The 18,194-nt window shown below is 41.1% G+C and carries 18 protein-coding genes and 4 pseudogenes; 5 read left to right on the forward strand and 17 right to left on the reverse strand.

Features of this window, described 5'->3' with window-relative positions:
- Positions 1-18: 18 nt before the first annotated feature.
- From C5470_RS13665 to C5470_RS22860, 4 genes are all read right to left on the reverse strand, one after another.
- Complete coding sequence (locus C5470_RS13665) at positions 19-957, reverse strand: pseudouridine-5'-phosphate glycosidase (protein WP_166289964.1); 939 nt, start codon at positions 955-957, stop codon at positions 19-21.
- Positions 954-2,045, reverse strand: a complete 1,092-nt coding sequence (locus C5470_RS13670; RefSeq protein ID WP_166289967.1) for a PfkB family carbohydrate kinase — start codon at positions 2,043-2,045, stop codon at positions 954-956. The genes C5470_RS13665 and C5470_RS13670 overlap by 4 nt, the downstream gene beginning before the upstream one ends.
- Positions 2,046-2,719: 674 nt before the next feature.
- Positions 2,720-3,712: a flagellar biosynthesis protein FlhF gene (locus C5470_RS13675; RefSeq protein WP_242687990.1), complete on the reverse strand. Its 993-nt coding sequence runs from the start codon at positions 3,710-3,712 to the stop codon at positions 2,720-2,722.
- Positions 3,709-3,963 (reverse strand): hypothetical protein, encoded by a 255-nt coding sequence (locus C5470_RS22860; RefSeq protein WP_242687992.1) that lies wholly within the window; start codon positions 3,961-3,963, stop codon positions 3,709-3,711. The genes C5470_RS13675 and C5470_RS22860 overlap by 4 nt, the downstream gene beginning before the upstream one ends.
- A 155-nt stretch (positions 3,964-4,118) precedes the next feature.
- Between C5470_RS22860 and C5470_RS13680 the strand changes: the two are divergent.
- Positions 4,119-4,528 (forward strand): annotated as a pseudogene (locus C5470_RS13680) (type II toxin-antitoxin system HicB family antitoxin).
- 49 nt (positions 4,529-4,577) lie between these two features.
- On the opposite strand, the pseudogene C5470_RS13685 reads toward C5470_RS13680, so the two are convergent.
- Positions 4,578-5,208: pseudogene (locus C5470_RS13685) on the reverse strand (IS5 family transposase).
- Positions 5,209-5,215: 7 nt separating this feature from the next.
- Between C5470_RS13685 and C5470_RS13690 the strand changes: the two are divergent.
- Complete coding sequence (locus C5470_RS13690; RefSeq protein WP_166289970.1) at positions 5,216-5,662, forward strand: Tn3 family transposase; 447 nt, start codon at positions 5,216-5,218, stop codon at positions 5,660-5,662.
- 486 nt (positions 5,663-6,148) lie between these two features.
- Here the strand turns inward: C5470_RS13690 and C5470_RS13695 are convergent, their stop codons facing one another.
- Genes C5470_RS13695 through dnaB form a run of 3 tightly spaced genes read right to left on the reverse strand, consistent with a single transcriptional unit; the run spans position 6,149 to position 9,926 of the window.
- On the reverse strand, positions 6,149-7,345 hold the full coding sequence (locus tag C5470_RS13695) for an amino acid aminotransferase (protein ID WP_166289973.1): 1,197 nt from the start codon (positions 7,343-7,345) through the stop codon (positions 6,149-6,151).
- A gap of 53 nt (positions 7,346-7,398) precedes the next feature.
- The gene (gene alr, locus C5470_RS13700; protein WP_166289976.1) at positions 7,399-8,478 is read right to left on the reverse strand and encodes an alanine racemase; all 1,080 of its coding nucleotides are present in this window, start codon (positions 8,476-8,478) and stop codon (positions 7,399-7,401) included.
- Positions 8,479-8,516: 38 nt separating this feature from the next.
- The gene (dnaB, locus tag C5470_RS13705) at positions 8,517-9,926 is read right to left on the reverse strand and encodes a replicative DNA helicase (RefSeq protein ID WP_036838957.1); all 1,410 of its coding nucleotides are present in this window, start codon (positions 9,924-9,926) and stop codon (positions 8,517-8,519) included.
- Between the two features lie 170 nt (positions 9,927-10,096).
- Between dnaB and C5470_RS13710 the strand changes: the two genes are divergently transcribed.
- Positions 10,097-11,080, forward strand: a complete 984-nt coding sequence (locus C5470_RS13710; protein WP_166289979.1) for a quinone oxidoreductase — start codon at positions 10,097-10,099, stop codon at positions 11,078-11,080.
- A 135-nt stretch (positions 11,081-11,215) separates the two neighbouring features.
- On the opposite strand, the gene C5470_RS13715 is transcribed toward C5470_RS13710, so the two are convergent.
- The 4 genes and pseudogenes from C5470_RS13715 to C5470_RS22865 form a co-directional block, all read right to left on the reverse strand.
- Positions 11,216-11,593 (reverse strand): ASCH domain-containing protein, encoded by a 378-nt coding sequence (locus tag C5470_RS13715; RefSeq protein ID WP_036846734.1) that lies wholly within the window; start codon positions 11,591-11,593, stop codon positions 11,216-11,218.
- Positions 11,571-12,626, reverse strand: coding sequence for an N-acetyltransferase (locus C5470_RS13720; RefSeq protein WP_166289983.1), 1,056 nt, complete (start codon positions 12,624-12,626; stop codon positions 11,571-11,573). The genes C5470_RS13715 and C5470_RS13720 overlap by 23 nt, the downstream gene beginning before the upstream one ends.
- 595 nt (positions 12,627-13,221) lie before the next feature.
- Positions 13,222-14,259 carry a tRNA dihydrouridine(20/20a) synthase DusA gene (gene dusA / locus C5470_RS13725; protein WP_166289986.1) on the reverse strand — a complete coding sequence of 346 codons (1,038 nt, stop codon included), beginning with the start codon at positions 14,257-14,259 and terminating at the stop codon, positions 13,222-13,224.
- Between the two features lie 104 nt (positions 14,260-14,363).
- A pseudogene (locus C5470_RS22865) lies at positions 14,364-14,450 on the reverse strand (NadS family protein); the annotation flags it as partial.
- Between the two features lie 47 nt (positions 14,451-14,497).
- Between C5470_RS22865 and C5470_RS23715 the strand changes: the two are divergent.
- A pseudogene (locus C5470_RS23715) lies at positions 14,498-14,719 on the forward strand (transposase); the annotation flags it as partial.
- 113 nt (positions 14,720-14,832) lie between these two features.
- Here C5470_RS23715 and C5470_RS13735 read toward each other — a convergent pair.
- The 4 genes from C5470_RS13735 to C5470_RS13750 are packed head-to-tail and all read right to left on the reverse strand — an operon-like array spanning position 14,833 to position 16,904.
- Positions 14,833-15,411, reverse strand: a complete 579-nt coding sequence (locus C5470_RS13735; protein ID WP_166289989.1) for a VOC family protein — start codon at positions 15,409-15,411, stop codon at positions 14,833-14,835.
- A gap of 18 nt (positions 15,412-15,429) precedes the next feature.
- On the reverse strand, positions 15,430-16,071 hold the full coding sequence (locus C5470_RS23720) for a VUT family protein (protein WP_166289992.1): 642 nt from the start codon (positions 16,069-16,071) through the stop codon (positions 15,430-15,432).
- Positions 16,061-16,393, reverse strand: coding sequence for a hypothetical protein (locus tag C5470_RS13745; protein ID WP_166289995.1), 333 nt, complete (start codon positions 16,391-16,393; stop codon positions 16,061-16,063). Before C5470_RS13745 ends, C5470_RS23720 begins: the two co-directional genes overlap by 11 nt.
- Entirely contained in the window at positions 16,368-16,904 is a 537-nt protein-coding gene (locus C5470_RS13750) for a helix-turn-helix domain-containing protein (RefSeq protein ID WP_166289998.1), read from the reverse strand. The genes C5470_RS13745 and C5470_RS13750 overlap by 26 nt, the downstream gene beginning before the upstream one ends.
- A 444-nt stretch (positions 16,905-17,348) precedes the next feature.
- On the opposite strand from C5470_RS13750, the gene C5470_RS13755 reads away from it, so the two are divergent.
- On the forward strand, positions 17,349-17,669 hold the full coding sequence (locus tag C5470_RS13755) for a helix-turn-helix domain-containing protein (protein WP_422631077.1): 321 nt from the start codon (positions 17,349-17,351) through the stop codon (positions 17,667-17,669).
- A gap of 100 nt (positions 17,670-17,769) precedes the next feature.
- Here the strand turns inward: C5470_RS13755 and C5470_RS13760 are convergent, their stop codons facing one another.
- Positions 17,770-18,192 (reverse strand): tail fiber assembly protein, encoded by a 423-nt coding sequence (locus C5470_RS13760; protein ID WP_152963982.1) that lies wholly within the window; start codon positions 18,190-18,192, stop codon positions 17,770-17,772.
- Between the last annotated feature and the right edge of the window lie 2 nt (positions 18,193-18,194).

Below are 18,194 nucleotides of genomic sequence, written 5' to 3' on the forward strand. Positions count from 1 at the left end.
GCTTTTCCGAAACTCACTTCACCTACGGTTTTCCCAATAACAACAAGCAATTTTTGCTGCCAGTTCAGCGTTATTAAGTATCAATTGAATATTGGCAGACAGACTATCGCCTCCGGTCAATTCAACCACTCGAGCCAACAAAAACGGCGTACATTCCTTTCCACTCACTCCCTGCTCAATGGATTCACGCACCGCCTGTTCGATAGCGGCATTAATCACCGTTTCCGGCATGCCATACTGTTCAGGGATCGGGTTAGCAATCACTAATCCCCCCTGTAATCCGGTATCCCATTTTATCACCATTGCCTCGGCTATCTGTTCTGGGGAATCCAAGCGAACATTGACAGAAAATGGACTGGTACGGCAGAAAAACGCCGGCAAAGAGTGGGTCCGATAGCCAATTAATGGTACGCCGTGGGTTTCAAGGTATTCTATTGTCTGGCCAAGATCCAGAATGGATTTAGCACCAGCACAAACTACCGCAACACTGGTTTTCGCCAATTCCTGCAAGTCGGCTGAAATATCAAAAGTATGCTCTGCTCCACGATGCACACCACCAATGCCACCGGTAGCGAAAATTTTAATCCCCACCATTTCCGCAATAATCATGGTAGAGGCAACGGTGGTCGCACCATTTTTTCCAGCAGCGATCACAAATGGTAAATCACGACGACTGACTTTGGTGACTTTATAGCCTTCACTGCCTAAAAGTTCTATTTCTTCATGCAACAAACCGGCTTTCATACGCCCATTGATGACGGCTATCGTTGCGGGAATAGCACCATTTTCCCTGATTTTCTGTTCAACCTGTAACGCAATTTCTACATTTTGCGGATAAGGCATCCCTTGAGCAATAATAGTGGACTCCAACGCCACAACCGGATGGTGATTCGCTAAACCCTCTGAAACTTCTGGGGAAACATCCAGATATTCATTTCCAATAGCGTTATTTTTCATGATTGTAATTCCAACAATTTTCGGACACTGCCATTTGACAGATTTGGATTATTGGTAAATTCACAAGATAATGTAAGCACAGCACACCCTTGAGCAAAACGAACGCTCTCTGCCAACGTCATATCTTCCAACCAACAGTTCACCAAACCGGCCATCATGGCGTCGCCGGCACCTGTTACATTAACCACCTTGACACTAATAGGATGTGACCAGCCAGCCATACCATTACTTTCACTAAAGTAAACACCCTCTACACCCATGCTGAGTACCAACCGCTGCACACCTTGATCGTGAAACCACCGCGCCACATCTGGAACATCAGTAGGTTTGGTGATTTTCATACTACTCAATATTTCCGCCTCTAAGCAGTTAGGTTTTAAGGTGTGAATATGGGAAAGCCAGCTTTTAACTTTAGGTGCTTTAAATGCAGATACGGTATCTACAAACACGGGTACTATACCGGCGTTAGTGAACAACCAAGTCAACACCTCTTCAGATAAATTGCAGTCAACTACCAGTACACCGGCGTGTTGAATAAGATCACAATGATTTGCCAACAACGATGGTGTCAGTTTTTCCAGAATATGCATATCATTGATAGCAACCAACATTTCGCCACTGTTATCTAATAAACAAATATACGTCGAGGTATTCTCACCATAAAGCTTATAGCAGTGATCAACATTAACCCCCGCACGCCGGGTCTGATCCAATAAAGTACAACCATAGAAATCATCACCAACAACAGAAATAAGATGACATTCTTTACTTAATAGCGCGATATTTTGGGCAATATTTCTCCCTACACCTCCAGGTGTGCATTTTACTTTTCCTAGATTAGAGTCTTCATAAATTAATTCAGCAGATGCATAACCACAGACATCCATATTAATAGATCCAACAGTTACCACATAATTGTGATCAGATAAAATATAACCTTTCCCCTTGATATACCCCTTATTCATTAAATTCATAATATGACCGGCAACACCTGAGCGACTTATACCTAAAATATCGGCAATCGCTTGCTGTGGGATCAACGGATCTCGTCTCAGAAGATGCAATATTTGTTTTTCCCGGTTCGTCATATTTGGGCACTTGTTTGTTTTTAAACATACGTTTGTTTTATGTGCGAAATGTAAAACAGTAAAGAGGGATTTTTTATTTTTATGATGAAGTTGAGAGAACGATCGTAAGAATGAGTTACTGAGTTTCAATCCTATTTTATGTGATCGCTATCAAGTTAAACCCTACCGAAAAAATTTTATCCCAGTATATTGGTAATAAATCAGCTTCTCACTTTAGAAATAGATTTAATAAAACAAAGGAATAAGAAAAATCTTATCTAAACCTAACAAATGTTTGGATATACCTTGAAATAGTCAGGATCATTTTTTACCATTTGAAACACGTTTCGTGAAAATTTGATTTGTTTCACATTAAAAAAATATATTCCATAACAGAAATTATCCCCGAACAAACTATACACGCTGCAATTAGAGCAATTCTCACGTTAGACTTCATCCTATAAAGAACAAACAAAAATGTTTATATTTGCTTTCAAGTTAAACAAACAGGAAGAGGCAGTGAAGCAAAGCGAGTTTCGCCGGTAGATTAAAGCTCAAGGAGCAGAATTTATAGATGGGACTAACCATCTGAAAGTTTTCTTGAACGGTAAGCAAACCGGCCCTAAGGGGCGGGTTACTCGCATAACTTCACCATGCTTTTCGCGGGAAGCCCCTTCCTTTCAGGTCATAGGTATCTACACATCATCGAACTGACCCAACACACTAGCGGCTAGCCGGGTCAGTTCCTCTGCCGAGTATTCCGATAACAACTGTAACGTATTTAGCCGCAGTGATAAGCCCGCCAGAATGGCCGGGGCGCTTTCTCGTCGCCCCCGTTTCTGTTGACGTCCCGATAAACGACACAATAATCGCCTTGCCCTGACGTTCTCTTCATCATTTCCTCGCTGTAAGCGCCACGCCAGTACACAGGCCATACTCGCCATTAAAAGCCGCCGTAACACCGCTCCCGTACTGCGTTGCAACCAGGACTCCACATCATGACCCGCCCCCTTTATCAGCTTAAAAAACGATTCGATGTTCCACCGCCAGTAATCCCATTGCTCCACCTCATCAGGACCCCTTTCCTCTCCCACGTTCGTCAGCAGGGTCCACTGCCCCAGCCGCTGCCCTTCCTCATCCATCAGCCGGACAACTCTCAGCCTGACCGGGAGCGGCGGACCTGACTGTACTTTTAGCCTTTTTCCGGTTTCTTCATGGATACGCTTCGGTTTGGCCGCTCGCGTTATCGTTATTCCCGCGTCACTCACCGCCAGGCCCGCTTTCCTGCCTTTGTAATCCACCTGTCCGGTGACGTGAAAAGACAGGTTTTCTGCCACCTGACCGAATTTTTGGGTTTCGCCCTGGTATTCAACACGATGGCCCTCTTTTCCCCGGATTAACCCCCGAAATCCCTGCGCACTGAGCTGACGCAGATGGCCCACCGAATCACCTTCCCGGTCAATCACATGAATCAATGTTTTGCCCAGTTCCAGGGCTTCAATCTGGCTGATACTGGCCGTCAACGCATCCAGATGCGTTTCCTGGGGAAGCCGGTTCTCATCCAGCGTCGAGTGACATCCGGTATTGTCCGTCAGTGACTGTGCCACTGGGGCGATTGGCAGACCAGAAGCGACATCAACTAGCAGGCTGGTTTGCAGCTCATAACCGATATCCCGGGCATGGGTCATCTGAAGACGATGGGCTTTATGCGGATGTGAGGCAAACTGTAAGCGAGACCCGTCATGAACCACCAACGCATAAGCATGGGAACGCTGAGGATGCCCTGTTGGGCCAGTTCAATCATCGGCTGATTAAGCTGGCTAAATGAAATACGGTCATTGTTGAGAAAACGCCAGACGGCCTGAGTGGTGGCAAAGGTCGTCTTCTGGGCACTGGCGATATCTTTAATCGCCGGCGCAAGGGAAGCGGCGGGAGTCATAGGTTGTTTAACCAAAGATTGATATCGACGGTTGAGCCGGGCATCGAGCCCGGCGATAGAAAAGTTGAAAGCATACTGAATATTAATACCATTTCTGACGAGAATTGTGTAGATACCTATGCTTTAGGAAGGGGAGGATGTCAATGAGTAAAAATATGCGATACCCAGTAAAATTCGAACATGACGAAACAGGTTGGGCTGTGATGTTCCCAGATATCCCTGAAGCCTTAACAGGTGGAGATACCCGAGAAGAAGCGTTAGCTATGGCGCGGGATGCTCTGGTTACTGCGTTTGATTTCTACTTTGAAGATCGGCGCGAAATACCAGCACCGTCGCTTGAAGGCGAAGCTTTTGTCGAAGTACCGGCTAGTATAGCGGCTAAAGTTTTGCTGTTAAATACGATGCTTCAAACAAAAACAAGCAATGCGGAGCTTGCACGATTACTAGGCACCCGACCGCAAGAAATCCAACGCATAGTGTCATTATAGGTCACAGCACTAAAATTGACACCATAGCGAATGCGTTAAATGCCTTAGGCAAACATCTGGAACTTATTGCCATTTAAACATCACGATAGAATAATCTTAAACCTCGCCGCAGCGAGGTTTAAGAGCCTATCCCAATAGGGTTTGGTTCCAGACTATAATCCCGCATGCAAAATGTAACATAGCTTCATAGTTTTCAACCTTCTTTTCCCATCGGGTCAGTATCCGGCGAAAGCGATTCATCCAGCTATGAGTCCTCTCGACAACCCATCTTTGAGCTTTAAAGTCCGTATTTTGCCGCGGCAACAACGAGTGAAAGAGGAAACCCTTTAGCATCTGTCATAAGGCTGCGTTTTACGCCTTGTTTCCCTCGGTCCGTGGGGTGACGACCTGTTTTTTTGTCCCCGCTAAAGGGGATTTGGTTATGCAACCATCCAGTGATAACCACGACCAGTCGATGATCGCGAGATGCTTGCAGGCCAGTAAACCGTTCTGCCAGAAGCGTTCAAAAACGCCTGCGTCACGCCATTCCTGAAAACGACGGTGAGCCGAACTTGACGAGCATATTCCTGTTGCATTCAGGGCGTTCCATTGGCAGCCCGTTCTGAGCACAAAGAAGATGGCATCCATAGCGCATAGCGGCACGGTTATCAACACGTTTACGATGTGTGCCCAGAGGATGCTGAGTTTTATGTTCGGGAATAAGTGGCGCCATTTTTCCCCAAAGTTCATCACTGAGCCGCCATTTGTTGTTTGCCATACTCTCTATGCCTTCAAAATTATCCGTTATAGAAGACGACAATTCCTTTTGGGATAGGTTCTTAGTCGGATTTAAAGAATCTAAAAAATACGTTAAATATGTGATAAAACCGAGTGATAAAATCGATGCTGGATTGATTATTAATGAATGGGATAATATTTTAAGGATTTTAGCCTTAAAACAAACAACACAAAGTCAAATCGTTCGTAAATTATCAGTTTACAAAAAGAACCCGACATTGAGGACATTGATAGAGTTTGATCGGATCATCATGAGTGATTATATATTAGATTACATAGACTCGAAGAAAATACGTGAAATTGTGCAGTCCAGCCTTTGTCGCGGTGAATCTTACCATCAATTAACATCTGCAATCGCAAAGATTAGTGGTGGTAAAGTATTAAATGGGAAAGATGAAATTGACTTAGGCATCAATGCAGAGTCCATTCAATAAAGATCAACAGAAAGCGAAGACGATAGCTCAAATGTCTCCCGTCGCTTGGCAGCATTTAAGCTTCCTGGGGAAATATGAATTTTGCAACAAAGATAAAAGCATTAATATTCAAAAGGTTATTGAATTATTATTGGTGAATGCAGAAAACGATATTTCATTCTCAAGCCAGACGTAGCAAGGGCTGTGAGGGAGAGAGGGAACAAATAGGGGCTATGGTTAAAGAACCTCTAACTGAAATACAGGCGTTTTTGTGACCCGACTAGCTTGTATTACCTGAATAATCATCCTATTCCGTTCTACCTTAAACTTTTCAAATTGCAGGCCGAAAAAATGAAAAAAAGATATTACAATTCAATTAGATAAGTTAAATCAGAGAGAGAGAAAAGCGCACCATGCCTAGTGCGCTTCTAAAGAGGAGGGTGTACTGCTATTTTACAAACCTGCCAATCATTATCATCAATAGCAGATTATTTATATTAAAATTTATTACTTATTTACCGCCGCAAATGTTTCAGCAATACGCTCAACATTATGGTAATTAACCCCAGCCATGCAGACTCGGCCACTACCGACCAGATAAACAGCAAACTCTTCACGCAAGCGATCCACTTGTTGCTGGCTAAAGCCGGTATAACTGAACATGCCGCGCTGTTTCAGCAAGTGATCAAAATTTTTCTCTGGCAATGCGGTTTTCAGTGCATCCACCAGCACCGTGCGCATTTCCAGAATACGCCTGCGCATATGTTCAACTTCTTCCAGCCATTGTGTCTTTAAAGCCGGATCAGTCAGAACCTTAGCCACAACCTGTGCACCAAAATTCGGTGGACTGGAATAAATACGGCGTACACCAGCTTTCAACTGTCCAAACACCCGATCTTTCGTCTGTTCATCATCACAAACAACAGACAAGCCACCAACGCGTTCACCATACATAGAAAATATCTTGGAGAAGGAGTTGCTCACCAGAAAAGGCAAACCAGCTGTCGCCATGGCGCGAATGGCATAAGCATCTGCTTCCATACCATCCGCAAACCCCTGATACGCAATATCAAGAAATGGCAGAAGTTCCCTTTCTTCAACAATCTGAACAACCTGATCCCATTGATCATCTGTCAGATCAGATCCCGTTGGGTTATGGCAACAAGGATGCATCAAAACTATGCTTTTTGCCGGCAATTTTCTGAACGTTTCCAGCATTTCACTGAATTTTACCCCTTTGGTCTGTTCATCAAAATAAGGGTAGTAATTCACCTTCACACCAGCACCCATAAAAATAGCCGCGTGGTTTTCCCAGGTTGGATCACTGCACCACACTTCTGAATCAGGGAAATACCGATGCAGAAAATCAGCGCCGATTTTCAGACCGCCAGAACCACCTAACGCTTGAATTGTTGCCACCCGCTGCTGTTTCAACATAGGATGATCTTTACCAAATAGTAGTTCCTGAACAGCAAGACGATATGATTGCAGCCCTTCCATCGGCAGATAAAGAGAGGCAGTCTGTGACAGCGCACGAAGTTGCTCTTCAGCGGTAGCCACAGCCTGCAATTGCGGAGTCACACCCTGCTCATCGTAATACAGCCCAATGCCCAGATTAACTTTTTCCGTACGAGGATCTTTTTTAAATTCTTCAGCCAGCGAAAGAATCGGATCACCGGCATAAGCATCAACATTCTGGAACATCAGGCTATACTCCTTGTCAATCAGTTATTCAACAAACAATATAGCCTATAGCATCATCCGTCCAGATATTCCATTGCAACTCTGGAAGTGAGTTTGGTCATCAACTCGTAAGTAATGATGCCCGTGCATTCAGCAACCCGTTCCACTGGCAGCACATCCCCCCAGAGAACCACTTCATCACCAACTTTATCTGTAGTATCTGGCCCCAAATCAATAGATATCATATCCATCGAAACACGGCCAACAATCGGCACTTCACGGCCATTAATAAATATTGGCGTTCCTGAGGGAGCACTACGCGGATAGCCATCGCCATAACCAATAGCTACAACACCAAGCCAGGTATCCTGTTCACTGACCCAAGTTCCACCATAACCGACTGATTCACCGGCTTTGTGCTTACGAACCGCAATCAAGCTCGATTTTAGTGTCATCGCTGGGATCAGGTTAAAATCTGCCGCCGTTTTATCTGGCAATGGCGATACACCATACATCATAATCCCAGGGCGCACCCAGTTCTGATGGGCTTCCGGCCACAACAGGATCCCCCCCGACGCATCAATAGACTTTTCTCCCGGTTTGTTAGCGCAAAAAGCCTGAAAACAAGCTATCTGCTGGCGGGTTGTGTCTACGGTGGGTTCATCAGCCCTGCTGAAATGGCTAACAATATTGACTGGCTGCCGCACATTTTGACAACAACTCAACCGTTCATAGAAAGCTTCCGCATCTTCCGGCCGAACACCAAGACGATGCATTCCGCTATCCAGTTTCATCCACACTTTTATCGGATGAGATAATTCAGCCTTCTCCAGTGCTTCCAATTGCTCAACGCTGTGCACCACCGTCTCAATATGGTTGGCGACCAGTACAGGCAGGTCAGCCGCATCAAAGAATCCTTCTAATAACAGAATCGGTTTGACGATACCACCATGGCGTAACGTCAATGCTTCACCAATTCGCGCTACACCGAAACAATCGGCGTCTTCCAGCGTATGTGCTGTCTCCAGTAAACCGTGGCCATAAGCGTTTGCTTTCACAACTGCAATAAGATTGCTTTTAGGGGCGAGAGCCCTTACCCGTTGCAGGTTATGTCGCAGAGCGCGGCGGTCAATAACTGCGGTTGCCGCTTTCATTTTATTCCTTTATTGATTAATTCTCTGGTGGTTAATACTTATTCGTCGTCATAACTCGGTCCGGCATAGTTATCAAACCGCGACCACTGACCATTAAATGTCAGGCGAACTGTACCGATTGGACCGTTACGTTGCTTACCAAGAATGATTTCAGCCACACCTTTCATATCGCTGCTCTCATGGTAAACCTCGTCACGATAGATAAACATAATCAGGTCGGCATCCTGTTCAATAGAGCCGGATTCACGTAAGTCAGAGTTAACCGGGCGCTTATCTGCCCTCTGTTCAAGGCTACGGTTGAGCTGAGAAAGTGCGACTACTGGCACCTGAAGTTCTTTAGCCAACGCTTTGAGTGAACGGGAAATTTCTGCAATTTCCAAAGTACGGTTATCAGATAAAGATGGAACCCGCATTAATTGCAGGTAGTCGATCATAATGAGGCTCAACCCGCCATTTTCACGGAAAACACGCCGGGCACGGGAACGCACTTCGGTCGGCGTCAGGCCGGAAGAATCATCAATATACATATTGCGTTTTTCCAGCAATATCCCCATCGTACTGGAGATCCGCGCCCAGTCCTCATCATCAAGTTGACCTGTACGGATACGGGTTTGATCCACCCGTGAAAGGGATGCCAGCATACGCATCATGATCTGGTTGCCAGGCATCTCAAGACTGAAGATCAGAACAGGTTTGTCCTGCATCATGGCTGCATTTTCACACAGGTTCATGGCAAAAGTGGTTTTACCCATAGAAGGGCGAGCAGCTACGATGATCAGATCTGATTTTTGTAACCCTGCGGTTTTCTTATCCAGATCCTGATAACCGGTAGAAACACCCGTTACGCCATCATGAGGCCGCTGATAGAGTTGCTCAATACGCTCGACGGTCTCCTCAAGGATCCGTTCTATCCCTTTCGGCCCTTCATCTTTACTGGCACGGTTTTCTGCGATCTGGAATACCCGCGATTCAGCCAGATCCAATAATTCTTCGCTGCTCCTTCCCTGAGGATCGTAACCCGCATCCGCAATTTCATTAGCTACTGCAATCATATCGCGGACAACAGCACGTTCGCGGACGATATCCGCATAGGCATTAATGTTAGCCGCACTTGGCGTATTTTTTGATAATTCGGCCAGATAAGCAAAACCGCCTACATTGCTCAGATCCCCACTCTGCTCAAGAGATTCAGATAACGTAATCAGGTCGATGGGGTTGCCCATCTCCAGCAACCGCTGCATTTCAGAAAAAATACGTCGATGTGGACGGCTGAAAAAATCATTGCTGGTGACTCGTTCGGAAACATTATCCCAACGCTCGTTATCCAGCATTAAACCACCTAACACGGATTGCTCCGCTTCCAAAGAGTGTGGCGGAAGCTTCAGCCCCTCCATTTGGCGATCTTTTGGTTCAGCCATTTTGTTGTGAGTTGATTTTTTTCCTGCCATGAATCCCGCAATAATCCACTGATAAACCTGTAACGACGCACGAGTATACGCTATGAAGTGTCTTGAGTAATTAGATATAGTTTGTAATTATTCCTGACACCTTAAAGCCCGTTTACAATCAGTTCAACTACTACGTGCAAACATTCTCCCTACATTTACGAGGTTGAGTCATGGCAAAGCATATCGAATTTTCCGCAACCGGCGGCCCTGAAGTCCTTAAATATTGTGAATTCACACCCGCATCACCTGCTAAAGATGAAGTACAAGTAGAAAACAGAGCTATTGGAATCAACTATATTGATACTTACATCCGTAGCGGGCTCTATCCACCAGCACACCTGCCAAGCGGTCTAGGTACTGAGGCCGCAGGCGTAGTGAGCAAAGTGGGTTCCGCTGTAACGTCCATAAAAGTGGGTGACCGTGTAGTTTATGCGCAATCAACTTTGGGCGCTTACAGTGAAGTGCATAATGTCCCGGAAAGTAAAGTCGCTGTTCTGCCGGATGCCATCTCCTTTGAGCAAGCTGCCGCCTCTTTTTTGAAAGGGTTGACAGTTTACTATCTTCTGCACCGTACCTACAAGATTCAACCCGGTGAACCCTTTTTGTTTCATGCCGCCGCCGGTGGCGTTGGGCTGATTGCCTGCCAATGGGCAAAAACCTTAGGTGCAAAACTTATCGGAACTGTTGGCTCTGATGAGAAAGCTCAACGCGCGAAAGATGCTGGTGCATGGCAGGTAATTAACTATAACCGCGAAAATATTGTTGAGCGAGTTTATGAAATAACCCACAGTGAAAAAGTGGGTGTAGTTTATGATTCCGTAGGTAAATCCACCTGGCTGAACTCATTGGATTGCCTGAAACGCCACGGTTTGATGGTCAGTTTTGGCAATGCATCTGGACCAGTTACGGGTGTCGATTTGGGGATTTTAAATCAAAAGGGCTCACTGTTTGTTACTCGCCCTTCTATCGCCGGCTATATTTCGACCCGCGAAGAGTTGAAGGAAGCCAGCAAAGCGCTATTCGATCTGATTGCTAGCGGCAAAATTAATGTAGATGTACCAGAGAGTCAGAAATTCCCACTGAGTGAAGCAACAAGAGCACACCAAACGTTGGAAAGTCGCGCCACTCAGGGATCAAGTTTACTGATCCCTTAATGGTAAATTGAACGAGCTATCGACCAAACCGCCAACGACTATATATATGTACATTCATTAGATAACAGTGCTGAGTACAGAGTGTGAGATGGAGGATAAAACGATACCCCTATTAATTATTGGGGTATCTCTCATTCAGGAAGATAAATAGCGATAGGATTGAGGCGCCTTTATCCCTTGACCAAGCATATCTAAAGACAAAGGTTTATCGTACTTTTTAACATTACCAATGCCAATTGCGACAGCATTTTTTCTCCCCTCAAAATAATTATCAAAAAAATCCTTTGTTATACCTGCAAATTGTCGAGTCATTTCCCACACAACAGAAGGTGAATCAGAAATGATCTCTTCAATTTCAAACTCTCCAACAACCATCCCTATAGGCATAGTCGCATATATAACAACGGACTGAACTTCGTTATTTTTAAAAGCCCCTTTTCTGAATTCAAATCTCTTTGAACCATCAAGTATTCTATTAACATATTCAGGCTTAATTGATAATAAAACTTTCATTAACTTCACTCAGTCGGATAATATCATTAAATTGATCATTGGTTAATTTCATTACTCCCCAATAATCATCACCATTTAAACCAACTTCATTAATAAGTCTATCACGAATAATCCTTTTGGGCAAAGCCACATTATAAGTAAATCTCACTATATATGGATATCGTCTTTCTTTATATATTTTAGTTAATTCACTTTCACTAAAGACACTAAACCTACCACAATAATCAATATAACTTTTTAAAGTTTGGAATTCATCAATAACCCGAACTTCTTCAACAACACAAAGTGAGCTAATCACTGATCTATATCGCGCTGGCCCTTGCTTATCGGCAGTCCTATATATAACAATGATATCTCCTCTCTTCATGTAAAGAACATCTTTCATTGCACATATATATATTTTATGAATACTATTAGCATGTGAAACATCCTGAAAAATATCAGGTGGCTCAGTTAAAAGGCGTGAATCAGGAAAGAGGCGTGTATGAAACTCTGGGTATATTGATAATAAATATTTATTTTCTGTTTTATTCACTATCAATGGATAATCAAGAAGAATATCACCATTTATTAAGGTTAAATCTCTAACATATACAAATTCTATGCCATTATTTGTATGTTTTTCGCCATGCTTATAAAAACCATATTTTTTGAATAAGCGGATCAGGTAATCATGCATTTCAAAGATAGTCACATATATGTTATCAACTTCTAACGCTATTGCTGTATCGAATACTTTCTTTATAAAACGCTGTCCACGCAATGTGCCTTTTGATTCAAACTTAAACGTACCTATTTTAAGATGAGTGCTACCAGGCAAAGAGGGTTCGACATCTGAAACATTACTTTCAGGTTTTAAATAAAGAAATCCGTCTATTCTATTCGTATCATCATACAATAAATAAGCTGATTCATTACTCAAGGCCTTTTTATTTAACCAATCTGAAAATTCGACATAACTTTCCTTTAATGTGTCGAAAAAGACGTCATTATGATTAAAACAACTGAACTTCTCATATCTTAAACTATCCATAAACACCAAACCTCCATAAAGGCAGTTCTTCGCTCTGATGTAACGACACAATAGTTTTCAACTAATCCCACTTCTTCATTCGAACAACCTAACGCCTGTATTCTCTTGCTGGATAATAATGTTACCCAAGCATACAAACTTCATCCTGAATAATTTCATACCATTACAAACTACTTTTAATTACTTACTTCTATTCGATATTAATTTTATACCCATTAAAAAATCAATAATCGTTGAATATCTTAATCTTTGTTCAATGTTAAGTTTCACAATATAGCATGATAAAGAAAAATAAAAAGACTCAGTGTTTACGCATTCCATGTTGAATAATGCCTAACAAACTGGTTGCTAAGTACTTACCACCAGCAAAGATCGCAGAACTTAAGCATTATTGCTGAAACAAGACTGTCCAAATTCCAGTACGGAAAAATTGATTTATTCGAGCAGTATCACAATGTTTGACAAACATATATGGATATCTATTTTTGTCAAATAATGGGAAGCTAATCCCGAAAAATAAGTTAAATCACGGCAAAAAATCATGCGATATCGATAAATATTTTAATCCCATCCTTAACGGTAAAACGAGCGGATATTACATCCGCTCAGTTACCATTGCCAACGCCTGTTCCACAACGGAAATATCTGCACCGGGTTTATGGGCATTTTCACTCAGATGACGACGCCACTGACGCGCGCCCGGAATCCCCTGAAAAATGCCTAAAATATGGCGGGTGATATGCCCCAGATAGGCTCCTTTTGAAAGTTCTTGCTCTATATAAGGATAAAGCGTTCTAACCACCTCAACGGGATTCACTACCGGAATTGAAGAATCAAATAACTCGTGATCAACATGTGCCAGAATAGATGGATTCTGGTACGCCTCACGCCCGACCATAACCCCATCTACGTGTTGCAGATGCTGTTTTGCTTCTTCCAGCGACTTAATGCCGCCATTGATAGCAATTGTCAGTTGAGGAAAATCTTTTTTCAATTGATAAACTCGCGGATAATCCAACGGTGGGATCTCACGGTTTTCTTTTGGACTTAAACCAGAAAGCCAGGCTTTGCGTGCATGTATGGTAAATATATTGCAGCCACTGCGTTGCACAACAGTATCAATAAAATCACACAGGAATTCGTAGCTGTCTTGCTCATCAATACCAATACGGGTTTTAACCGTAACCGGTACACTAACTACATCCTGCATTGCTTTGACACAATCTGCCACTAATACCGCGTCCGCCATCAGGCAAGCACCAAAACGCCCATTTTGTACCCTATCAGAAGGACAACCCACATTCAGGTTAATTTCATCATAGCCACGCTCCTGAGCAATTTGCGCACAATGCGCCAGCGCTTGTGGATCACTTCCACCCAGTTGTAATGCTATTGGGTTTTCTTCTTTACTGTATGCCAGATAATCGCCTTTTCCATGAATAATTGCTCCGGTTGTCACCATTTCGGTATACAACAGCGTTTGCTTAGTTAGCAGACGATGGAAATAACGGCAATGACGATCTGTCCAGTCAAGCATCGGGGCTATGGAGAAACGGCCAGGGTTATATTTAACCAATTCCTCACCTATCCTACTGTCTTCAATACCTTTATTACTTTCTTTATTTTGGTGCATTTTTAAATTTTTTAAGATGTTTTTGCATTCTCAGCACCCCTGATAGCACCCCATATATATGGAGACCCAAGGTGGAGAATAAGAATAAATTACGGCCTACTATATTCGCGTATCGCTTTAACATCAATCTTGGGGAAAGTATGAACATGTTCCGGTTTCGGCGTCAGCTCACCCTTCTCTATTTTCAACATCTCTTCTACACTAGCCAACAGATCGGCAAATATTATGTGAATCTACCAATAATTGCGGTGAACTTTTAGCGGTTAAGTTGACCTCAGGAACTAAGGATGATCGTCATCCTGTAAAAGCGCGGGTACAAGGATTAACTGGAGTTTTGTAGGGCAATAAAGGTTATTTGCCACAGGCCTTGTGCGATGAGCTGAAAGCAGAAAGAATAACATTAATCACCCATGCCTGTAGTAATATGAAGGCAAAAACATTATCTCTCTGGGGTAATATGCCCTTTCCATCTTAATTTTTTAATTACACATGCAAATATAATTAAATATTTACATGTGTATTTCCAAGTTAATAAGATATTATCACACTCAATTGATCGTATTTTAGATAGAATCAATCAGTACCAATATCATCATGCCCTTCCTCAAATTCCCATTGAACATTATATTTATCTATAAAATAAAAATATCTGATATTACCTATGATCTTACAAGTTTCTTGTTTCAGGGCACTGTCTTTTTCATCTTCTTCACTAAAAAACATAAACTCATTACTGACTATTTCATCTATTTTATACGGCTTATATAATGGTGATGAACTTATCAGTCTGACATCAGGAAAACGCTTTACGTGCTCAAATACACTGTCTACATTATGCACTCTAAGACAAATATGCCCAACACCACCGATGTCATTAGTCTCTTTTATTTCATCCCGTTTTCTTCCAGTTGGATAGTGATATTCCATCAATTCGATAAAAACACCAGTCCCAGGAATTTCTAAAAACGCTATTGATACATCTACCTGTTCAGGATTATCGATAAAACCGGCTGATTTCGCAAAACCATTATTTTTAAAATGCGGAAAAAATTGCCTTGGAATTGCACCGAAAAATTTTTTATAAAAATCAATGGCTTCAATTACATCATCCACAATAATACAAACATGACCTAATCCTTTGAAATTTATCATTATATTTCCTCCGTTAGTTTATATCAATCTTTTGTTTATATAACGTACAATTTGGTTTGAAATGAGAGAATAGAAAATTATTAAAATAGAATTAGTAACCATATTGGTTAAAGTAAGACTATATATTATATCAGAATACATTTCATTAAAAGCCAAATAGTCAGTTATAGTCGTATACACTACAACAACTACAGCAAATGAAAATATTGACGACTTTATAAAAGACAATTTCTTATTTCTATAAAAGTAAGAAAATATTATAGAATTTAAAACAAATGCTACGAATGAGCCAAGTATATTAGCAACAAATAAATTAGAAATTGGATTGAAAGTATTATAATAAGCCATACTTTCCTTAAAAACATCAGGATAAGGCATTGAGATTACAATATTTGTGATCAAAATCATAATTAAATTAGTAACTGCTTCCAGCGCTATGATAAGCAAGACTGTTTTTCTTGAATTAAAGCAGGAGAAAATATCAACTATGGAGAAACATAACATGTAGGTAAAAGTGGATGGGATTATTACATAATCACCAAAACTTACCAGCCTGTAAGCTATCAGGTGCGAAGTAATCGATAAACAAATAAATAATGAAGCAAAAAAAATATTATAAAATTCAGATCTATTTTTATTTCCAAATCCATTATAAACCATCTTTTTTTATTTCCGTTTTAAGATTATCCAAAAAATCCTTTTCGGTACAATTTCCATCATTAAACAATTTTAGAAAAATATCATAATAAGAAATATATTTCATTATCAATAACTTGTCACTAGTCGTCAAATTATTATAATAGTTTTCTGTAAAACTTCCTAAATCCATTGACGAGTTTATATCATGCTTATTAATATGGTAAGAAACAAAAATTTCCCTTGACGATAACTTCAATCCATCAATCTTAACATGAAGATTGTCTTCTCTTAATAAATCCTTCAAATAATAAAAATAATCAACTGCTCTGCGAAAAATCGACATTATAAATCCTCCATTCACAAATAATGTAGATATTTTTTTGATCGTACAAATCCTTACTCTCCACAACTTTGCAGCAATCTTCTGTTACACATAAATATTCATCAAAAAATATAGGTTCAATATCAAACTCATTTGAACAACAAATGGCTATCTTATTCTTCTCAATTTGTTTCGCAAAGGGCCTGTTGCCCAGAAAACGGGTTGTGAGCAAATATTGCGTGTCTTCACCTAACTCTTGTCCTCTAATATATAATCCGAGAGAAAAATAGTTATCGATCAAAGGGACTCTATATATCTCCGGATCCCGAAAATTTCCTTTACCACTAATCAACCATTCCGGATTCAAATTTAATCCTTCTGCAATCCTGTTTGAAAGCTTTGATTCATTAAGGTTATTTCTAATAATGTAGTTTAATGATTGTTGCGCTAGACGACAGCGCTTCGCTGCTTCTGCTTGAGAAATACCCAGCTTGTATAGGACGAATTTTAATCTATCTGCAAGATTCTTCATAAATTAACAATATGCTATTGACTTATATATTTTTATAGATTTATTCCTGATAAATCCTTTCCCTGTATATGGCTATATTTATAACCAGCATTACGTGAATATTTAACAATTTCATATTATAACTAACATTATAAAAAATTTATCTATTTTTTAGTAACTTATACATAGATTTTTCTATGTTATCTACAAATTTATCACTCAAAAACAAAAAACTTGTTGAAAATTCATGTATGAGTAGATACATTAAATTCATCAAATTTAATAAGAATTATTTATGGATGTTCATCGAATATTTTTCGGATCACATTGATTTGAAACAACTGTGGTTTCTGATTTTCTCTACCTTAAATTAGGATCACCTTGATCATACTCAAATACCCAGTTTTACTGGCTACAGAAGTAAACTCACTGTACGAATACTTAACGTAATATTGGAGAATTATCGTGGACAAAAAAGATTGGCATCCCGCTGATATTATTGCCGCTTTAAGAAAGCAAGGAACAACCCTTTCATCTGTTTCCCGTAAAGCAGGGTTAGCATCATCTACACTTAGTAATGCACTACATCGCCAATGGCCAAAAGGAGAAGCAATCATCGCCGCAAAACTAGGTCTACTCCCTGCCGAAATATGGCCTTCTCGTTATCAAAAGAAAACCAACAATGCGAATAATCCATCCTCAGAAGAAAGCATAGCGAGAAAAGAAGAAATAAATCAAAACGCTCTCCACAAACTACATTATAGTGAAGAAATAATTATTGATTAAGAAGAATAAAATTGATCTATAACAGATCATCAGTAACTAAAACTCAATCCCCAAAAAAATCAAGCAGCCAATTTTTTTGGGGAAATTCAGCGCTTATCGATCACCTTGGTTGCTCAGGCCAATCAATATCTTTTCCCTGTGAAATATCTATCCGGTTAAGCATTACTCTATACTCTTTCCATGCCAATAAAGCCATTTTCTCTTCTTTAGTAGCAATATCTAAATCAACAGCATCTTGCAATGGTGCGATTTGTTTTATTGCCTCAGCCATTAATTGCTGCTTTTGGAGTTGGGCATATTGCTGTAATTCACTTTCCGTGGATGGAGGAATATCCCCCCATTCTGGCAAGCCATTTTTACCCGCTATACGGCACTTTCCTTCTGGTGCATTATTAGCGGCATATTTATAATAAATATCACTACTGACTTCCATAACATCATCCGGCAATGAACCAGCTGCAATATAATTCTCTTTCAACTCTATTGGATAGAACGCATTGGTTTTTGCACTGTAATAATACATAA

The sequence above is a fragment of the Photorhabdus stackebrandtii genome, from assembly GCF_011189495.1.
In the GTDB taxonomy this organism is placed as follows: Bacteria; Pseudomonadota; Gammaproteobacteria; order Enterobacterales; family Enterobacteriaceae; genus Photorhabdus; species Photorhabdus khanii.